We start from the raw sequence: 17,240 nt of genomic DNA on the forward strand, positions 1-17,240 counted from the left end.
GAAGTTTGGTGGGAAGTACATGAAACTTAGAGGTACGAAAACGGAAGAAGATATTACAATAGCGTTGATCAAACAGCATTAGTCTTTGTTCCACGATAAAGGTAGACAAAGAATGTTGATCGTGCTGCGAAAACATTTTCCCAATATTAAAACTGTATATATAATCGATTGGATCCCTGAGCAAGGTGAGGATATTATTACTTTCCTTATAGATACAAGTGTAATTGCCCAGATTGAATTTGACCTTATGGATTTGGATTCTGAACCCACAGTTGAAATTTGCTCAATTGATGTTTATTCTAATGGGTTTCGAAAATTGGCTCAAATCAAACTTGCGGTTGCATTGGATTTAGCACATAGAGATATTGAAAGATAAAACGTGGACCTCATATTAGCTTGCTCCGAAAGTGGTGTGAATTATTGAAACTAAAATTAATACATTTTCCGTTGCTGTTGGTAGTTGCATTCGTAGCATATCTTGCTTTTCCTTGGCTGCTCATTTTTATTGGCATTCAAAGTAAACCAAATCCTCCACGACCTGAAATTACATACGGAGAATTTCCATTTCGTTTGAAGTATGAAATTAATGGAAATCAAAAAGTGATTGAAGATACACTAATATGTGAGTTCGATGGTTTTGGTGCTGATGAGGGACGGGGGAAATATCGTAAATGGAAACGAAAATTAGCGAGTGGTAATGAAAGAATAACATTGCTAAAGGTTGATAGCGCAACAGAAATATACTTTACGGCTGGTAGGACAGAATACTATATGGGTGATCCATACTATGCGAATAGTAATAGTAGTTTTCCAAATGCATCAGTAGTAAAAAAGGAAGGTGCGATGTCAAAGGATAGTTTTCTCAAGGCAGACGAATTACTTAAACAGTACAATATAAGATTGATCAGTTGGGACGTTAGTCCACCAATTAAGAATAATTTTAACCAATTGGTTTTTCAATAAAAGAGGAGTTACTTATACAACTTGGTTGAGTTACGTGCTGGCTTTTTGTTATTTTATTATGTCAGAGGGTGCTAACTTGGAGGATATTTTTAAACTTATTAAAGATTTGAGTTGGAACAACCCAGAACACGTTCAACGTGATGCAATAAAAGAATTATCCAACTTGAAAGGTGAAGACGTGATTCTTCTAGCTAAACAATCAAATGATTTGTGCAGTAAACCATGCTGGGACAATGCCGCGATTGTATTGAAAAATATTGGTTATCCAGCGAATGCAGTGGCGTTGCCTTATTTAATGGAGTGGTTTCAAGACATAACGTGGCCAGGTGTAGGACCAATTATTACGACCCTAAAAGATATAGACACAAAAATACTAATTCCACATATTAAAAATGCATCGGTTTCAGCAATTAATGAAAATGATGATTGTTGGGCAAATGGATTAATTTATTTAATAAAAGAACTCAATCTAGATCAAGCAGACTTTAATAATGACAAATTACTTTTGGAATTAGGAAAAATAGCTGATAGATGAGAACATGGGTGGTGGTGGACATTTGGATAACACTCTATTTTGGTTAGGATTTATTATTTTTTTTGTAATACTATTAATTATATTTATATTCAAATATGGTGTACAGCCAGGGATATCAGTTAGCGCAAGCCTAACAAGTAAGGAAATAAAGGATTACTTTCTAAAGAAATATTATTGTAAAGAATGTAAAACAAGACTCAAAAGAGAATCACAAAAAGCATTCAAAGGAAAAGGTTGGTCCGAATCAATGGAGTCTATTTACGGCGAAAAGTATGAAATAACATACAGACTAAAGTGTCCAACGTGCAATCGAGTTTATACTTCGGATGATGTTTAACGGAATTTTATGAAGCAACCATTCTTATTTTCAGGTAGAGAACAGTGATGTACTCGTCTTAATAGTGATTAGTGATATTAAATTTATAAGCTATTTTGAATAACTAGAACATGGATTTCACTTGATACTCAACAGTTTGATTATAAAAACGGATGGTGAAGTAGTTGTCATTATTAAAAAGAAGATTCTCCTTCTTGATTTCTATAATAAGTATCATTATTTGTTTAAGTGATTTTATGGGTAGTGGTTTAGCAAATATTTCTATTAGATTAATTCCACCAATAAATATTCTTGCAGATGTTGAACCAATAAGACATTGGATGTTTGATTTTGAAAATAATAAATGGGGAGCGTCGAGCAGTATACTGTTAGAAGTTAATTATTTAACATATTTTATACTTTTTATCACTTGGTTTTTGGTGGGTTTATTTATTGACATACTTGTTAAACGCTTAAGAAGAACAAAACAACTTGTATAGATGAACTTCTAACTTCAAGAGAGGTTTTATTTAAATATAGAAAAGGAGTATATAATGTCTGAACGAAAATCAAACGCACTTATAAACGAAAAATCCCCTTATTTGCTCCAACACGCATACAACCCGGTCGACTGGTTCTCTTGGTCCGAAGAAGCGTTTGAGAAAGCGAAGCAAGAGAATAAGCCAATTTTCCTATCTATTGGGTATTCAACTTGCCATTGGTGCCACGTGATGTCACACGAATCTTTCGAAGACCAAACCATAGCTGATATGCTAAATAAAGATTTCATCTCAATCAAAGTAGACCGTGAAGAACGCCCAGACATCGATCACATCTACATGGCGGTATGCCAAGCGATGACGGGACAAGGAGGCTGGCCGCTCACGGTGTTCCTGACGCCGGAGAAGAAGCCTTTCTTCGCAGGAACGTACTTCCCACGCAGCCGGAAATACAATCGTGCCGGGATGGTGGAAGTGCTTGCGCAACTTACAGGGAAGTGGCGGGAAGACGCCAATCGCGTTCGCGAAGTCGGGGAACAGATCATCCAAGAGACAACAGCTCGGTTGCTGGAGCATCAATCTGTCGGTGAATTATCGGAAGAGACGCTTCACGAAGCGTTCCGTTTATATGAGAGCTCGTTCGATCCGGAGTTCGGGGGATTTGGAAGTGCGCCGAAATTTCCAACCTCGCACAATTTGTCATTCCTACTCAGGTACTATAAGAAAACGGGAAACGAACGCTCCCTTGAAATGGTCGAAAAGACGCTGGATGCCATGCATCGCGGAGGCATGTACGATCACATTGGATTTGGTTTTTCCAGGTATTCGGTTGATTCTCAATGGCTGGTTCCGCACTTTGAGAAGATGCTGTATGATAATGCGCTTTTGCTTATGACTTATGTAGAAGCTTATCAAGTTACTGACAAAGCCAAGTACGCTGAAGTAGCGGAGCAGATCATTACCTATGTATTCAGGGATATGACCGATGTTGGTGGCGCTTTCTATTCGGCGGAGGATGCAGATTCCGAAGGCGAAGAGGGCAAGTTCTACGTATGGACACCCGACGAGGTAGAACTTGTGCTTGGCATAGAGGAGGGAGACCTCATCTCCGAGTTGTTTGATATTACGGAGGCGGGAAATTTCGAAGGGCACAACATCCCGAATCTGATCCAGACGACGCCAGCGTCTTTTGCCAAGCGGAAGCAGATCCCTTTGGATCAGCTGAAGCATCGGATGGAGGAAGCCCGCGTCAAGCTGTTCGAGCACCGCGAGAAGCGCATCCATCCGGGCAAAGACGACAAGATTCTGACCGCGTGGAACGGTCTGATGATCGCTGCGCTGTCCAAGGCGGCCCGCGCCTTGGACAAGCCGGCTTACGCGGAGGCGGCCGCGAAAGCCGCGGACTTCCTGCTTCGCGAGCTGCGCCGCGAAGATGGGCGCTTGCTCGCCCGCTATCGCGACGGCGAGGCCGCTTTTCCAGGATACGTGGACGACTATGCGTTCCTCGTTTGGGGACTGATCGAGCTGTACGAGACCACGTTCGAGCTGCGTTATCTCCGTGATGCGGTCCAGCTGAACGCAGAGATGCTTCGTCTCTTCGGAGACGAAGAGAAGGGCGGGCTCTTCTTCTACGGCAGCGATGCCGAGCAGCTGCTCACCCGCCCCAAAGAGATCTACGATGGCTCAATGCCGTCGGGCAACGCCGCAGCCGCGCTGAACATGCAGCGGCTGGCCAAGCTGACCTACGACGCGAAGCTGTCGCAGGCCGCGGATGAGCAGCTCCAGGCTTTTGCCGGAGCTGTGGCGTCTTACCCGCCGGGGCATGCGCTCATGCTGGCGGCGCTCGATTTCGTTTACAGCGAAGCCAGCGAAATCGTCATCGCCGGCGACCCGGCGAAGCCGGAGACGCAGCACATGCTGCGCGCCGTACAGCGGCAGTTCCTGCCGAATGCGCTGCTCATTCTTCACCCGCCAGGGGCAGCGGGAGAAGAAGTGCGCAAGCTGATTCCGCTTGTGCAGGACAAACTGCCTCTGGGAGGGCGCGCGACAGCCTATGTATGTCAGAACTTTGCCTGCCAAGCGCCGACACAGGATCTCGAAGACCTCGAAAATCTTTCCTATATTCGATGATAATAATTATCATTATTGGTTACAATAACAATAGAAAGAAAAAAAGAGGCCCGAAAGGGCCTCCACACTCTTTAAGTTAAATAGCTCTTAAACTAAACTTTAGGTTCAAACGTTTTGCAGTCTGTCTCTTCGGAATTGCGCGCTTGATTGCTGCCGTGGTGGCTCACGACATAAATCGAGGACGCGTTGCATTTATTGCCATTTGCCCAGTTTTTGCAGGAATTGACTTCGCAAAGCACATCTTTTGCCATTGGTTATTCACCTCCTTTACCTCATAGGTTGGGGTAAAAAGGCATGTTTTTATACATGGTCAGACACGAAAATGGAAAAAAGTATAAAGATTCGTATTCACCATTCGTCCGAATGACTTCATATACTTGGAGTAGAGAACCTACTTCAAGAAGGTGAAGTTATGGCTGAAAAAGAATTTCAGCAATGTGTCAGATGCAAATATGTTGCGGACAAAGAGGAAAGATATTGTATCAAATGCGGAGCCCCACTCAAAAACCGCTGTACTCGGGAAAAAACGTTGCTCCACAAGGGCTGTTCGAAGGTGAATAAACCGGACGCTAAGTACTGTGCAGACTGTGGGACGGCAACGATATTTAACGAATGGAATCTACTGTAAAAGTCGGTTTTCCTCCAAATAGCGGACTTCAATTCCCTCAAAGTAAGTCAAGTTAGTATTTTGAGAAATTGTTTCTGTCTTACCCAAAAATGGTGTTTACCGTGGATGTATAGTGGAACTATATTTCCAACGTAAACGTAAAAGCACTGCCAGGAGCATCCTGACAGTGCTTTTTTGCTTCAAATAAATTACTTGTTCTGCAAAATCATCGTCCACAAATCCGAAGAATCATAACCAAGCCGCCAAGCTGCGACACCGGCGATGTCATACTTTTTCGCAACATCCAATCGAGCCTTGACAGTTGCGGCATCTTCTAACCAGAATACATAAGTAAAGCCGTCTTCCTGGTACTCCACGCGATACTGACCGTATGTCGCATCCCATGTCTGTTTGACCGTTTTGGAAGCGAGCAAAGCTGGAATATCCTTCAACAGCACAGTCCGGTTACTTTGCAAGGCGCCGACTGCGTCCAATTTCCATTCCCGCACATAGTAAGGGATGCCTAGAATGATTTTGTCTCGCGGGATACCATAGGATAAAAATTCCTGAATCCCACCGTCTGTCCAAGGGAGACCTGCAACGGAACCGGCGGAGGTACTCCCTTTATAAAATTGGTCATAGGCCATGATAACGACGTAATCCACAATGCCGCCGAGCTTCTCATGATCAAAAGCGGAAAGATGATTCCATTTGACACTGCCGCGCGGTAGATCGATGGAAATTGCCAAGCCGTTGGAGTGCGCGTAAGTTGTCAATTTGGTAATAAAAGCAGTGAATGCATTGCGGTCTGACCCTGCAAGGCTTTCGAAGTCGACGTTGATGCCAGGAACACCAAGCTGCACGGAACGATCAACCAAAGCTTTAATGAATTTATCCTGGGCCTTGCTATCGGCAAGGAATTGCGTCGTCAAGCTGGCATTGAATTGATTGCTGACGAGAGGGTACACGGTATAGCCGCTGTTTTGCAGCCATTTGACAGTATCGGGATTCGAGCTGTCTTTGAGATTACCTGCAGCGTCCGCAAGCTCGAAATAGCTTGGTGAATCGACATCCAGTCCAACTGTGTTGGAGACTTGAGCTTTTATCGCATCGCCACCGGATTGGCCGTTCCATCCCCATACTTGCAATTTCTTGAAATTATCCCATAGTATTCGGTGTTCAAGCGTTTGAATGGAGCTGTTGTTGTACTGTACGCCATAGTTCAGCGCATCAGGAAGGTTTGTATACTCGCCGATTAGAGAGGCGTTCTGGAACACTTGATAAGCGGCAAAATTGTTCCAAATTTTGTGGCCATCCTTGAATATGGTGGCATGTCCCCATAATTTTGCATAGTCAATGGCAACATCTAATGAAGTGAAGTCCTGAAGAAAGGTATCATTTTGGTATACTTTATAGGATTTAAGATTGCTGTATACGGTTTTATTCGTGTTTTTATTAACGACGGTCGAGTTGCCCCAGTTCAAGGCTTCTTTTACCGCATCCTCCAAGGAAGCAAATTCCCAGTTATCGGCTGAAAAAGTACCTTGATAGACCTTATAGATAGGATCTCCAGCACGAAGCAATGTTTTATCCTCATTAGAAATGTTGTCCCAGACCCAAGCTCGGCTGTTTAAATCGATGATATGGGCACTGCCCCATTTTTTCGCTTCAGCGATGGCCTCATTTAACGTTTGAAATCTCCAAGAGTCTAGAGTAACTTCATTTTGATATACTTGATAATGAGGATAGTTGTCCCACACCCAGCCGGTGGATGTTAGATCACGTACGCTGGCATTGGACCATTTTTTCGCTTCAGCAATAGCAGCATCTAATGTGGAGAATTGCCATTCTGGGAGTGTAGCGTCCATTTGATAAACCTGATAGCGAGGAAAATTGTTCCACAACCACTTGCGTGTGCCAATCTCTTCCACATAACTATTGGAAAAACCTTTGGCAAAAGTTTCCGCTTGTTTATATGTAGCAAATTCCATGAGTACTTGATTATACTGATAAACGCGGTATTTCGTTGTTTTATCGGTAGTGCCGCCTGCGGTTCCTGCTGCTTGTACAACCTGCGGTATCGTTATTGATAACAAAAGGGTACTCGTCAGCAGCCATTTTCCAACTTTCATAGATCACGCCTCTTTCTCTTAATCTACTTAATAAGACGTACGGAATGATAGATTGGTTGCGATGGAAATAGCTAGAAATGTAAGCGAAATACAAGGTGATGTTGGACGATGGAACAACTTTCGAGTAACATGAGGTATACATAGTCATTATCGTGATCAGAACAAGGTGGAGGAACGATTTATGAAGCAGTATCCGGAAGCTTATATTGAATATTTACTGCATTTTCATGCGGAGCGGGATTATTTTGAATGCCATGAGGTTATGGAAGAATTTTGGAAAGAGCATCCAGGGGACGAACGCAGCAGAACGTATGTCGCGTTGATTCAAATAGCGGTTGGCATGTATCATATCAGACGCGGGAATCGCGCAGGTGCCGTAAAAATGCTGCAAAGCGCAGAGCGTAATGCGCAGGCGGAGCATGTGGCTTCTTTGGGGCTTGATCCTGAGAAACTTGGCGAGTTAATTGGACACACTTGGGCTCAAATCGAGCTGGATGGTTATTTGTATCAAGATATTAATTTGCCGATCGCAGATTTGGACTTAATGGCGTTATGCCAGGCCGAATGCGAGCGAAGAGGGTTGATATGGCATGCACCAAGCCGATTGGCCGATATCGAACTCATTCAAAAACATACGCGAAGAGACCGGACAGAGGTCATTGAAGAAAGAGCAAGACAACAGCAAATTCGTAAGGAAAAGGGTGGCGCCAAGTGAACTCGGAAGGTAAAGTACTTGTCGTAGATGATGAGCCGAATATTGCGGAAGTGGTCAGATTGTATCTGGAGCATTCCAATTATGAACCGATTCTGCTGCCGCGAGGGCAGGAGGTTCTTCGTACAATTGTAGAAGAGAGACCGAGCTTAGTTTTACTCGACATTATGCTTCCGGATATTTCAGGCTATGAGCTATGTGAGATGATTCGTAAAATGGATGCTCCTTATCATCAGACACCGATCATTTTTCTAACGGCGAAAGGCGAATCCATTGATAAATTAAGAGGATTTAACTTAGGAGTCGACGATTACTTAGTTAAGCCATTTGATCCTAATGAGCTTATTGCCCGCATTAAGGCTGTACTGCGACGAACGGTTCAAGTGCCGACAGATGTGTCAGCTTCGCAAAATTCGTCTCGTAAATTATTGGAGATCGGAAATATTGTGATTGATTTGGATCAGTATCGGGTGACCGTAGGTGGGAAACGAATTGATCTCACGCCGAAGGAGATTGAACTTCTGCATTTCCTGACCAGCCACCCAAGCCGTGTATTCACTCGTGAGGATTTGCTTGGTTATGTGTGGAATTTTGATTTTACCGGTGGTACGCGTACGGTTGACGCTCATGTAAAGAATTTGCGTAAAAAGCTGGGCCAACATGATACGTGGAACATTCAAACGCTATGGGGAATTGGCTATTCGTTTGAGGTGGTCCAGCATGTTTAAGCTTTGGCTAAAGGGCAAATATAACAGCCTGTATCTGAAAATCTTCTTGTCGTTCTTGGCGACATGTGTGCTTTTCTTTGCGGGATTGTTTTTGTTCTGGAACTATTATTTTACGGATTTGTTTTATAAAGACAAAGTTGAACTGCTGGAGAAACGCGTTGTCGAAGTGACCCGGCTTATGAACTCTGTTCAAGACGGCACCATTTCCACGAGAGAACTGAAGTACACCGTACGCATTTTAGCGAGAAGCATTAATGGGCAGGTATGGCTCGTTGACGATAAAGGGAATATTCTGAACGGCTCCTCAGACAGTGAAGGTCGAACGATCCCTAAGCAGATGGATACTCAGTTTATCGACGGATTGCACGGCCACAGCGGTTACGGGATGGTCACTTTAACGTCGCCGCAGGGAAGAACGATTAATGTATTTACCTATCACGCCCCTTATCAATTAAATGATCAGCCAATGGTTTTCATTTTGCATTTCCCGGCTGAGGACATTGGTGAAGCTATTTCCGCTGTAAGGGTTAATATTCTGGTTCCGCTCTTGTTTTCTCTCTTGGCTGTAGGGTTCATCCTCTACATTATTTCACGAAAACTCGCCGGCCCCCTCCAGCAGATGAACCGTGCGGCACTCGAACTGGCGCATGGCGATTTTACGACACGTGTTCCGGTCACTTCACACGATGAGGTCGGGCAGCTTGCTGCAAGCTTCAACTTCATGGTGGAGCAATTGGAAGAATGGGAAGGGACTCGGCAGGAGTTTCTGACGAACGTATCCCATGAGCTGCGTTCACCGCTTACGACACTGCGTGGTTTCATCGTGGCGATGAACGATAAGATCATCCCTGAAGAGAAATATTCACATTACCTGCGCATCTGTGATCAAGAGGTTCAAAGGCTGCAGCGTCTCGTGACGGATTTATTAGATCTTGCTCAGATTCAAAATGGGGTCGATGTGTTTCGACTTAGACCGGTTGTCATGACAGAAGCACTCGAAGAATCATTGGAATTATTGAAAGCGCCGATCGCTGTTAATGAAATATCACTGCATCTTATTTTGCCTAGCCCGGATAAAGAGCCTGCTCAGGTTCCACTAGATCCTGATCGATTTGCTCAGATCGTCCATAATTTAATCTATAACTCCTTAAAATTCACGCCAAAAGGCGGGACGTTAACCGTTGCTTTGGAAGAAGCGGAGCATGAAGTCCATCTGTTCATTCGTGATACGGGAACCGGAATGACGGATGCCGAGTTGGCGCGCATTTGGGATCGTTTCTATAAAGCGGATGAAGCAAGAACATCAAGATCTGATGTACCAACGGGGACGGGGCTTGGACTTACGATAGTGAAGCATTTAGTCACAGGTATGCATGGCACGATCCAAGTACGCAGCCGAGTAGGCGAAGGAACCGAATTTTGTGTAACATTTCCGCGAATTTCGTAGAGTTTCACAATTTTTTTACAACTTAAACAAACTTATTTCATGTTTGAAATGTATCCTGATCCTATTGGACAGGATTTTTTTGTCTTGGAGGTGTATGTTTGATGAAGTACACTTGGAAAGCAGCTATGGGTTTGACGCTTTTTTCCTTCCTATTGGGTGGTTGTCAGACTCATTTGCCGGATCTTTCCTCAACGCAGGCCGTGATCGCATCGCCACCAATAACCGAGAAAGCTCTCCCCGAAGAAAACCCCACAGAAGACGTCCAGAATGTGAAGGAAATGCAGCTGGTCATGTTCTCTCAGGAATTGCTTCTTATGGACCGGCATACCAATTTGTCCATTACTGCTAAGCAAGCAGAGACGATTCTTCCATTGGTCCGTAAAAGCATAGATGAAGGAAGCATGAACGAATCCGAACGCAAGCTTGTTCTTGGCGGCTTGACCGCAGATCAAATTGCTTTTCTAGAGGAACAATCCAAGCAAGAAAAGGCGCGATTTGCTGAGCGTGCGGGCAACCAAGGGGATGAGCTCTCTTCGGAGGAACGAGAGAAGCGGGTGAAAGCTTTTATGCAAAAAAGAAAGACCGATCGACAGGCAGAGTCAGACTTCATTGACCGTGAGCATGGAGAAAACCAGTTCGATCCTCGAAGCATGGGGATTAGCGTAGAGCAGCAGTTAATGGATTTACTCATGTCCAAACTCTAAGGAGGAAGTTACTTCATGAAATGGTATCGCAGTAAGTGGTTTATAATTTTGATCGCGGTAATCGTCTGCGGAAGCGGCACTTATGTTTATTTGACGAAAGGTAAGAAAAGCAAAGCAGCGGACGTGAAGGAGGCTATTTACGAGGTTAAAAAAGGCAATATCCGTTCTTCCGTTTCCGGTACAGCCCAATTCGAACCCAAAGATACACAAACGATCTCTGTCCCGGTTGATTCGGACATTAAATCCATTAATCTAAAACGGAATCTGGCGGTGAAGGCCGGAGATGTACTTTTAGAATTGACGAGTACAAGCTTGGAAAGTGATTTGCAGGATGCCCAGTTGACTTACGAGCAAACGCAGAAGGACTTGGATTCTTTAATGGCTCAACAAGGATTAATGGCTGTTAAGGCTCCCGTTAGCGGGAAACTTACCTATGCCACGAACCTGGAGGAAGGAGCTACGATTAACAAGTCGACTAAAATTGCAACCATTTCCGATGTAAACAACTTGACGGTGACGCTGCCATTTTTTGTAGAGGATGCTGCACAGCTGCACAACGGCGATCCTGTTGATATTACGATAGATGGTTATATGATAACGAAAACAGGCAAGATTCAAAGCATTTCGAAAGACCCGAAATCGGATGGAAAAGGCGGTAAAGTAGTCGATATTGATGTTGCTATTCCCAATGACAACTCTATGGATGCAGGTACGAGCGTGCTGGGCAGCGTGACAATTGGCGGGCGTGCGGTTGATTCGCAAGCGAAAGCTGCGCTTCAATATGTGAAAGTCACAACTGTCTTGGCAGGCACAACCGGTAATGTGGCTACGATGCCTTTAAAAACAGGCAATATGGTTCGTCAAGGTGATTTACTTGCAACGTTCGCGAATGATACGATCGGCGATGATATTCTCACGAAACAGTCTGCTCTTGAGCGTGCGAAGCTGAAAGTGGACTCGGCGCAAGATAAGGTTGATGGACTTAAAATTTTAGCGCCATTTGATGGTGTATTCTCAACGGACTTTGTTAACAAACGCAATGATATTCTTAGTCTTTTACAAGTAGGAACCAAGGTAACCAGCGGTATGCAGTTAGGAGCCGTTGCGAGCATTGCCAAAATGCAGCTTCCGGTACAGGTAGATGAGTTAGACTTGCCTAACGTTAAGCTTGGGATGAAGGCTGAAATCAAGGTCGATGCTTACCCTGGCCGCATTTTCCCGGCGGAAGTAACGCAAATTTCTTCTGTGGGTACAACAACGAACGGTGTAACGGCTTATGATGTCGTACTCGCTGCTGACAACAAAGATAATGTATTGAAATACGGCATGACGGCTACAGGTGAGATTCTGATTCAAGACAAGAAAGATGCGATTTACATACCTCCTGAAGCGTTGCAATTGCAAAAAGGCAAGCGCATTGTCACCTTAAAAAAGGCGGATGGAACGGTAGAACCTGATCATGAGGTAAAAATCGGGATTCGCTCGAAAACGCAAATTGAAATCACGGAAGGTCTGAGTGAAGGAGATAAAGTTGTTCTTCCTACTTCAGTAAAAAGACAACAAAACCTCAGCCAGGACGAAATTAACCGCTTAAGACAGCAGTTCCAACAAAACGGCGGAGCAGGTGGAGCCGGCGGATTTGGCGGCGGTGCTGGTGGTGGATTCCAAGGCGGCGGCGGCGCAGGCGGAGCTACCCGGACTAACGGCGGTGGTGGAGGCGGCGGTGGCGGTAACAGATAACACTGCCGGGAAAGGAGTTAGTGCGGTATGAATATCATTGAGCTAAAAGATATTGTCAAAACCTATAAACGCGGTTCAGAAGATTTACCTATCCTGCGCAGTATTTCGCTTACTGTTGAAGAAGGCGACTTCGTTGCCATTATCGGGCCCAGCGGATCCGGTAAATCAACGCTGATGAATACCATTGGGCTCCTGGACGTTCCGACGTCGGGGAGCTACATCCTGGATGGTGTCGTAACTGAACGTATGAGTGATAATGAGCTCGCTGCGCTTCGTAATCAAAAGATCGGCTTTATTTTTCAACAATTTAACCTATTGCCCCGTTTATCCGCGATGGAAAATGTGGAGCTTCCGATGATTTATGCAGGAATTCCAAGAAAAGAACGGCGGGAGCGGGCGCACGAAATGCTCAAAATGCTCGGGATGGGCGAGCGGGGCCATCATAAGCCTAGCGAGTTATCCGGTGGTCAACAACAACGTGTGGCGATCGCCCGAGCCCTTGCGATTTCGCCATCGCTTATCTTGGCGGATGAGCCGACAGGAGCATTGGATTCCCGGACGGGGGAAGAGGTTCTGGAGTTAATTTTGCAGCTGAACGCGCAGGGAAATACCATCGTTCTGATTACCCATGATCATCATATTGCCGATAATGCCAAGCGCGTTGTTGCCCTTCGTGACGGCGTCATCATTGATGATTACCGGAATAACGCTGACAAAAGCGATGTTAAGCAAGAGGTGAGCGTATGAAGGTAAGTGAACTGCTCAGGATGTCGCTGCAGACGATTGTCTCCAGTCCGCTGCGGACCTTTCTGACGATGCTGGGGGTTATTATCGGAGTTAGCTCTGTCGTGACGCTAGTTTCCATCGGGCAAGGAACATCGGAACAAATCGCGAAGCAGTATGAAAATATGGGGACCAATCTTCTCGTTGTTACAGCGACAGGAAACGGTCGTGCGACGCAGTTGGATTATAATGAATTGATGAATTTCGAGAATTTTGAGGAATTCAAATCCATTGCGCCTACAATGACGAAGAATGGCTCCAATGTCAAATATGATCGAACGCAAGAGAAGTACAACGTACTTGGAACTAATGATCGATACTTGGACATTATTAAAGCGAAAGTCGATAAGGGCCGTAACCTGTCGCCGACGGATCTTGAGTTTCGTTCCAATGTGGCGATTCTTGGGAGCGAAGTAGCGAAGACATTTTTTGGCACTTTGGATCCAGTGGGAGAGGAAATCAATATCGATGGCGCTGTGTTCAGTGTTATCGGCACCCTTGAAGCCAAAGGCTCTAATATTGGAGGAGCCTCGGTAGACAGCTCTATCATTGTGCCACTGGAATCGGCCAGACGTGTGTTTAAGCTGGGGCAAATTCGTACGACCTACGTCGAAGCCCCAACCAAAGAAGATATTTACACAGCTCAAGAAACGATGAAGCAATATTTGACTTATAAATTCAAAAGCGATACGGGCTTCGTGCTAACGAATCAGGATGAGCTGCTCAAGGCACGGACTGAAGCGACGAACACACTTACGAATCAATTAGTAGCTGTCGCACTTATTTCCTTGCTCGTCGGCGGTATCGGAATTATGAACATTATGTTGGTGACGGTCAGTGAACGGACGCGAGAAATCGGGATTCGTAAATCCATCGGTGCCAAAAGGCGCAATATTTTGCTCCAATTTCTTGTCGAAGCTGTCGTCATCAGTGGGCTTGGCGGACTTATCGGGCTTGGATTAGGGATCGGTTTATCCTACGCACTGCCTTATTTCAGCCCGAAACAAACGACTAGCCTCTCCCTGGATATTAGTTTATACGCCTTTTTATTTTCCGTATTGGTCGGTGTTATCTTCGGTTTATATCCGGCCAACAAAGCATCCAAACTGCGTCCGATCGACGCCTTACGATCTGATTGATGAACATAAGAGGAGGACTACCTGTGAAGCAACATCTTAAAATGAAACGCTTGCTTAGCCGCTCAGCACTGATGCTAACGGCTGCAAGCTTCCTAACACTACCTCTGGCCACATCGGCTTTCGCTGGCAAGGAAGGCGTCTTCCTGAGCGATTCCGTCTACTTTACATTAGACAAGGTTTCCTTGTCCTCAGGAGCGGACGACGGTTCCCTTCGTTTCTCTCTTGGGCTGAACAATAACAGCGCTTCGCCCGTGGATTTTAACAATTATGGTGTCAAAGTTATGGATACGAATGGGGTTTCCTATACAGCTAAACTGAATGAGAAAGTCAACGGCCGTGTGCAAGCAGGGGAAACCGGCACTTTCAAATTCAGCTCCGAAATACCGGCGAATCTGACACCTGGTCAACTGAAAGTGGATATCTTCGAATGGAATTACAATACGATGCACGACATCGGTGCTTTATCCGTAGAAGCCGCCATGGATGAAGCGGGACAGTCCGTGGTGCAGCAAACCGTCATCAACCTTCAAGAGGTAGATACTACCTTTGCGGATGATGCGCTGGTGACAGCTCAGCTGGGTAATAGTTACAAAGTTTACAAAGACGGTGCCTGGTTGGTTTATACAGACTTAACGTTGGAAAATTTAAGCAATACGACCCTTAAGCTGCCGGATGCGCTTGAGCTTAATTTGCAAGATAACAAGGGATTGACTTACGTCTCTCAGTTTATTTCGGGATCAGGTCAAACCTTGCTGCCGCAGCAGCCTGTTAAAACAACCATTCAAACAGCGGTTCCGGCATCCCTGGATGCGAGTGGGCTATCCCTGCTTTTCTCGCCAAAAGGTAAAGTGAAAACGACGGTGCTTGGGTCATTGAATGTAGCCAAATCATTCGTGGTTGGCAAGATCGGCGACGACACCCAATACCCGGATGCAGATTTAGAGGGGCTACATATCACTACAACGTGGGCCGCGGCCAGCAAACAATCGGATGGGCTGCATCTTCAAGCCAATGTTACATTGACGAACAAAAGTGACGGCATCATAACGATTCCTAACTTGTCTGCTTCGTTTCAAGCACTTCGCGGCAGTGTGGCGGTTACGTCTTCGGATAATGCCGCTCGGACGTCCTACTTATCGCCAAATGAATCGACGACCTTCCGTTTCTCTGGTATTTTGCCAGCCGGTCTGAGCACAGATGCTTTGCAGCTGGTCGTTTCAGAGAAACAAGGTACGGCGAATAACAGTACGCAAACGAACACAGGAACGGGTACGGATACAGGTGCTGGTTCAGGTTCTTCCGATACAGGGAATACAACAAATACAGGCAATTCCGGTAATTCTGGCAATAGCAAAACAGCGTCGCTGCCGGTTTCAATCACGACTCTGGCGGGAGCTGGACAAGGCGGGGAGAACTCCTCTTATACTTCGGCGGAAGATTACACGCTCGGTACGCCATTCAAACTGTCGTCCAATACGCTCATTGACTCGAATATTGATGTATCGCTTGTAGAGCTTGGAATGAGTGAGAACACGGACTTCGGCTTCAAAACCGTCGTTGCCAAATATAAACTGACGAATAAAGGGACGACATCGTTGAATTTACCGGATTTCCAAACCGATTTGACCAACGATGAAGGCTTTACTTATTCGGGTGATCGACAATCTACTGTCGCGAAGACGATCGCACCGAACACCAGCTACGTGTTGAATTACTCCTACCTGGTGCCTGATACAGAAACGGCAGATAAGTTGGCGCTTAACTTATATGATGCCAATCGTTTAGCGATCGGCTCCTACAAAACAGCTGTTCAACCAGTACCAACAACAGGTGCCGTATCCTTGTATCCGTTTAGTATTGCAATTAACGATTACAGGGTCAGCGCAACGTATAGTAAAGATCAATCTTACGCATACCGTCTGCGCTTGGATTTGGATGTGAAACGTCAAGAGCAGGTCATTACGGATGCTAACTTCTCATCTCTCGTCTTTGAGGTTGTCGATTCCGAAGACCGCCTGCTTAGCACGAAGACCATGAGCTTCGTAGGACAGGACAAAATTATGTCCGGCATTCAGTTTATCGATTTTGGTTCAATTAAATCCGAACAACTGAACACGAATGTTAAAATTAATCTGTACGAAGTTGTTACTACACCGAGCGGTGACGCGAAACGTTTGGTGAAGACGTTGATTATGTAAAGAAGGTGCTCATCCCTTGGGGATGGGCATTTTTTATTGGGGGTAAGCTTCGGCTTATCCCTATATTTGTGTTGGGCGCTTCACCCGATGAAATTTATAGTGATAGGTTGAGCGGTTTCTCCCTGGCCCTGGGGAAATATTGGGAGCTATTTCAGGGAAATAGGCACTTTTTCGCGCGGAGGGGAACTGTGGGGCGCTATTTGTCCGTTTTCATAAGGAAAACGGGATTTAGCGGTCAAATAAAGCCCTACAGTTCTGCTTGAACGCGGAATCGGGCTGAATTTGCTAGAATAGCGGCCTGTAGTTCTTCAAGGGTATATCGTTGACCAATTTATCACTAGTTATGAGGTTACCTCCTCCACCAAATGTCTCAGTAACGCTGGATTATTCGTTGTACTGGGTGTTCTCCACCTCAAAAATTCGCTCCAACCGAGCCCTTAACAAGCTAAACTTCATTGAAGGAGTTAACCCTACAACGGTTCCTTGACTCAACGACTACAGGGTGCCAATTCATGGTTACTTTTACTTCGCATGACCTGACCGCGAACGCGGACTCAAGTTGTGTGCTGTGGTAAACCAAAGAGGAACTAGGAATCCGGGCTTCTC

16 protein-coding genes are annotated in these 17,240 nt (G+C 45.3%); 14 read left to right on the forward strand and 2 right to left on the reverse strand.

Annotation, left to right across the window (positions count from 1 at the left end):
* Positions 1-112: 112 nt before the first annotated feature.
* The 5 genes from ACKTT9_RS15420 (at position 113) to ACKTT9_RS15440 (ending at position 4,444) form a co-directional block, all read left to right on the forward strand.
* Positions 113-376 carry a hypothetical protein gene (locus tag ACKTT9_RS15420; protein ID WP_407872242.1) on the forward strand — a complete coding sequence of 88 codons (264 nt, stop codon included), beginning with the start codon at positions 113-115 and terminating at the stop codon, positions 374-376.
* Between the two features lie 44 nt (positions 377-420).
* Positions 421-963 carry a hypothetical protein gene (locus ACKTT9_RS15425; RefSeq protein ID WP_407872243.1) on the forward strand — a complete coding sequence of 181 codons (543 nt, stop codon included), beginning with the start codon at positions 421-423 and terminating at the stop codon, positions 961-963.
* Between the two features lie 76 nt (positions 964-1,039).
* The gene (locus tag ACKTT9_RS15430) at positions 1,040-1,498 is read left to right on the forward strand and encodes a DUF5071 domain-containing protein (protein WP_407872244.1); all 459 of its coding nucleotides are present in this window, start codon (positions 1,040-1,042) and stop codon (positions 1,496-1,498) included.
* Positions 1,499-1,999: 501 nt separating this feature from the next.
* Positions 2,000-2,314 (forward strand): hypothetical protein, encoded by a 315-nt coding sequence (locus ACKTT9_RS15435; RefSeq protein WP_407872245.1) that lies wholly within the window; start codon positions 2,000-2,002, stop codon positions 2,312-2,314.
* 54 nt (positions 2,315-2,368) lie between these two features.
* A complete protein-coding gene (locus ACKTT9_RS15440; protein ID WP_407872246.1) occupies positions 2,369-4,444 on the forward strand; it encodes a thioredoxin domain-containing protein in 2,076 nt (691 codons plus the stop codon).
* A gap of 92 nt (positions 4,445-4,536) precedes the next feature.
* Here the strand turns inward: ACKTT9_RS15440 and ACKTT9_RS15445 are convergent, their stop codons facing one another.
* Complete coding sequence (locus tag ACKTT9_RS15445; protein ID WP_157324647.1) at positions 4,537-4,695, reverse strand: DUF1540 domain-containing protein; 159 nt, start codon at positions 4,693-4,695, stop codon at positions 4,537-4,539.
* 161 nt (positions 4,696-4,856) lie between these two features.
* Here ACKTT9_RS15445 and ACKTT9_RS15450 point away from each other — a divergent pair, with 161 nt between their 5' ends.
* Positions 4,857-5,072, forward strand: coding sequence for a double zinc ribbon domain-containing protein (locus tag ACKTT9_RS15450; protein WP_397369812.1), 216 nt, complete (start codon positions 4,857-4,859; stop codon positions 5,070-5,072).
* Positions 5,073-5,260: 188 nt separating this feature from the next.
* Here the strand turns inward: ACKTT9_RS15450 and ACKTT9_RS15455 are convergent, their stop codons facing one another.
* Positions 5,261-7,183, reverse strand: coding sequence for a glycosyl hydrolase family 18 protein (locus tag ACKTT9_RS15455; RefSeq protein WP_407872247.1), 1,923 nt, complete (start codon positions 7,181-7,183; stop codon positions 5,261-5,263).
* A 181-nt stretch (positions 7,184-7,364) separates the two neighbouring features.
* On the opposite strand from ACKTT9_RS15455, the gene ACKTT9_RS15460 reads away from it, so the two are divergent.
* The 8 genes from ACKTT9_RS15460 to ACKTT9_RS15495 all read left to right on the forward strand — a co-directional run bounded on the left by ACKTT9_RS15460 (position 7,365) and on the right by ACKTT9_RS15495 (position 16,634).
* On the forward strand, positions 7,365-7,898 hold the full coding sequence (locus tag ACKTT9_RS15460) for a DUF309 domain-containing protein (RefSeq protein WP_407872248.1): 534 nt from the start codon (positions 7,365-7,367) through the stop codon (positions 7,896-7,898).
* Positions 7,895-8,623 (forward strand): response regulator transcription factor, encoded by a 729-nt coding sequence (locus ACKTT9_RS15465; protein ID WP_127451600.1) that lies wholly within the window; start codon positions 7,895-7,897, stop codon positions 8,621-8,623. Before ACKTT9_RS15460 ends, ACKTT9_RS15465 begins: the two co-directional genes overlap by 4 nt.
* Complete coding sequence (locus ACKTT9_RS15470) at positions 8,616-10,070, forward strand: cell wall metabolism sensor histidine kinase WalK (protein WP_157324652.1); 1,455 nt, start codon at positions 8,616-8,618, stop codon at positions 10,068-10,070. Before ACKTT9_RS15465 ends, ACKTT9_RS15470 begins: the two co-directional genes overlap by 8 nt.
* A 101-nt stretch (positions 10,071-10,171) precedes the next feature.
* On the forward strand, positions 10,172-10,774 hold the full coding sequence (locus tag ACKTT9_RS15475; protein WP_407872249.1) for a hypothetical protein: 603 nt from the start codon (positions 10,172-10,174) through the stop codon (positions 10,772-10,774).
* A 15-nt stretch (positions 10,775-10,789) separates the two neighbouring features.
* A complete protein-coding gene (locus tag ACKTT9_RS15480) occupies positions 10,790-12,514 on the forward strand; it encodes an efflux RND transporter periplasmic adaptor subunit (RefSeq protein ID WP_407872250.1) in 1,725 nt (574 codons plus the stop codon).
* A 27-nt stretch (positions 12,515-12,541) separates the two neighbouring features.
* A complete protein-coding gene (locus ACKTT9_RS15485; protein ID WP_127451607.1) occupies positions 12,542-13,261 on the forward strand; it encodes an ABC transporter ATP-binding protein in 720 nt (239 codons plus the stop codon).
* Positions 13,258-14,436 carry an ABC transporter permease gene (locus ACKTT9_RS15490; protein WP_157324658.1) on the forward strand — a complete coding sequence of 393 codons (1,179 nt, stop codon included), beginning with the start codon at positions 13,258-13,260 and terminating at the stop codon, positions 14,434-14,436. The genes ACKTT9_RS15485 and ACKTT9_RS15490 overlap by 4 nt, the downstream gene beginning before the upstream one ends.
* 23 nt (positions 14,437-14,459) lie before the next feature.
* Positions 14,460-16,634, forward strand: a complete 2,175-nt coding sequence (locus ACKTT9_RS15495; protein ID WP_407872251.1) for a hypothetical protein — start codon at positions 14,460-14,462, stop codon at positions 16,632-16,634.
* The last annotated feature ends 606 nt before the right edge of the window (positions 16,635-17,240 follow it).

Source organism: Paenibacillus sp. P36, assembly GCF_045866505.1.
GTDB classification, from domain to species: Bacteria; Bacillota; Bacilli; order Paenibacillales; family NBRC-103111; genus Paenibacillus_E; species Paenibacillus_E chondroitinus.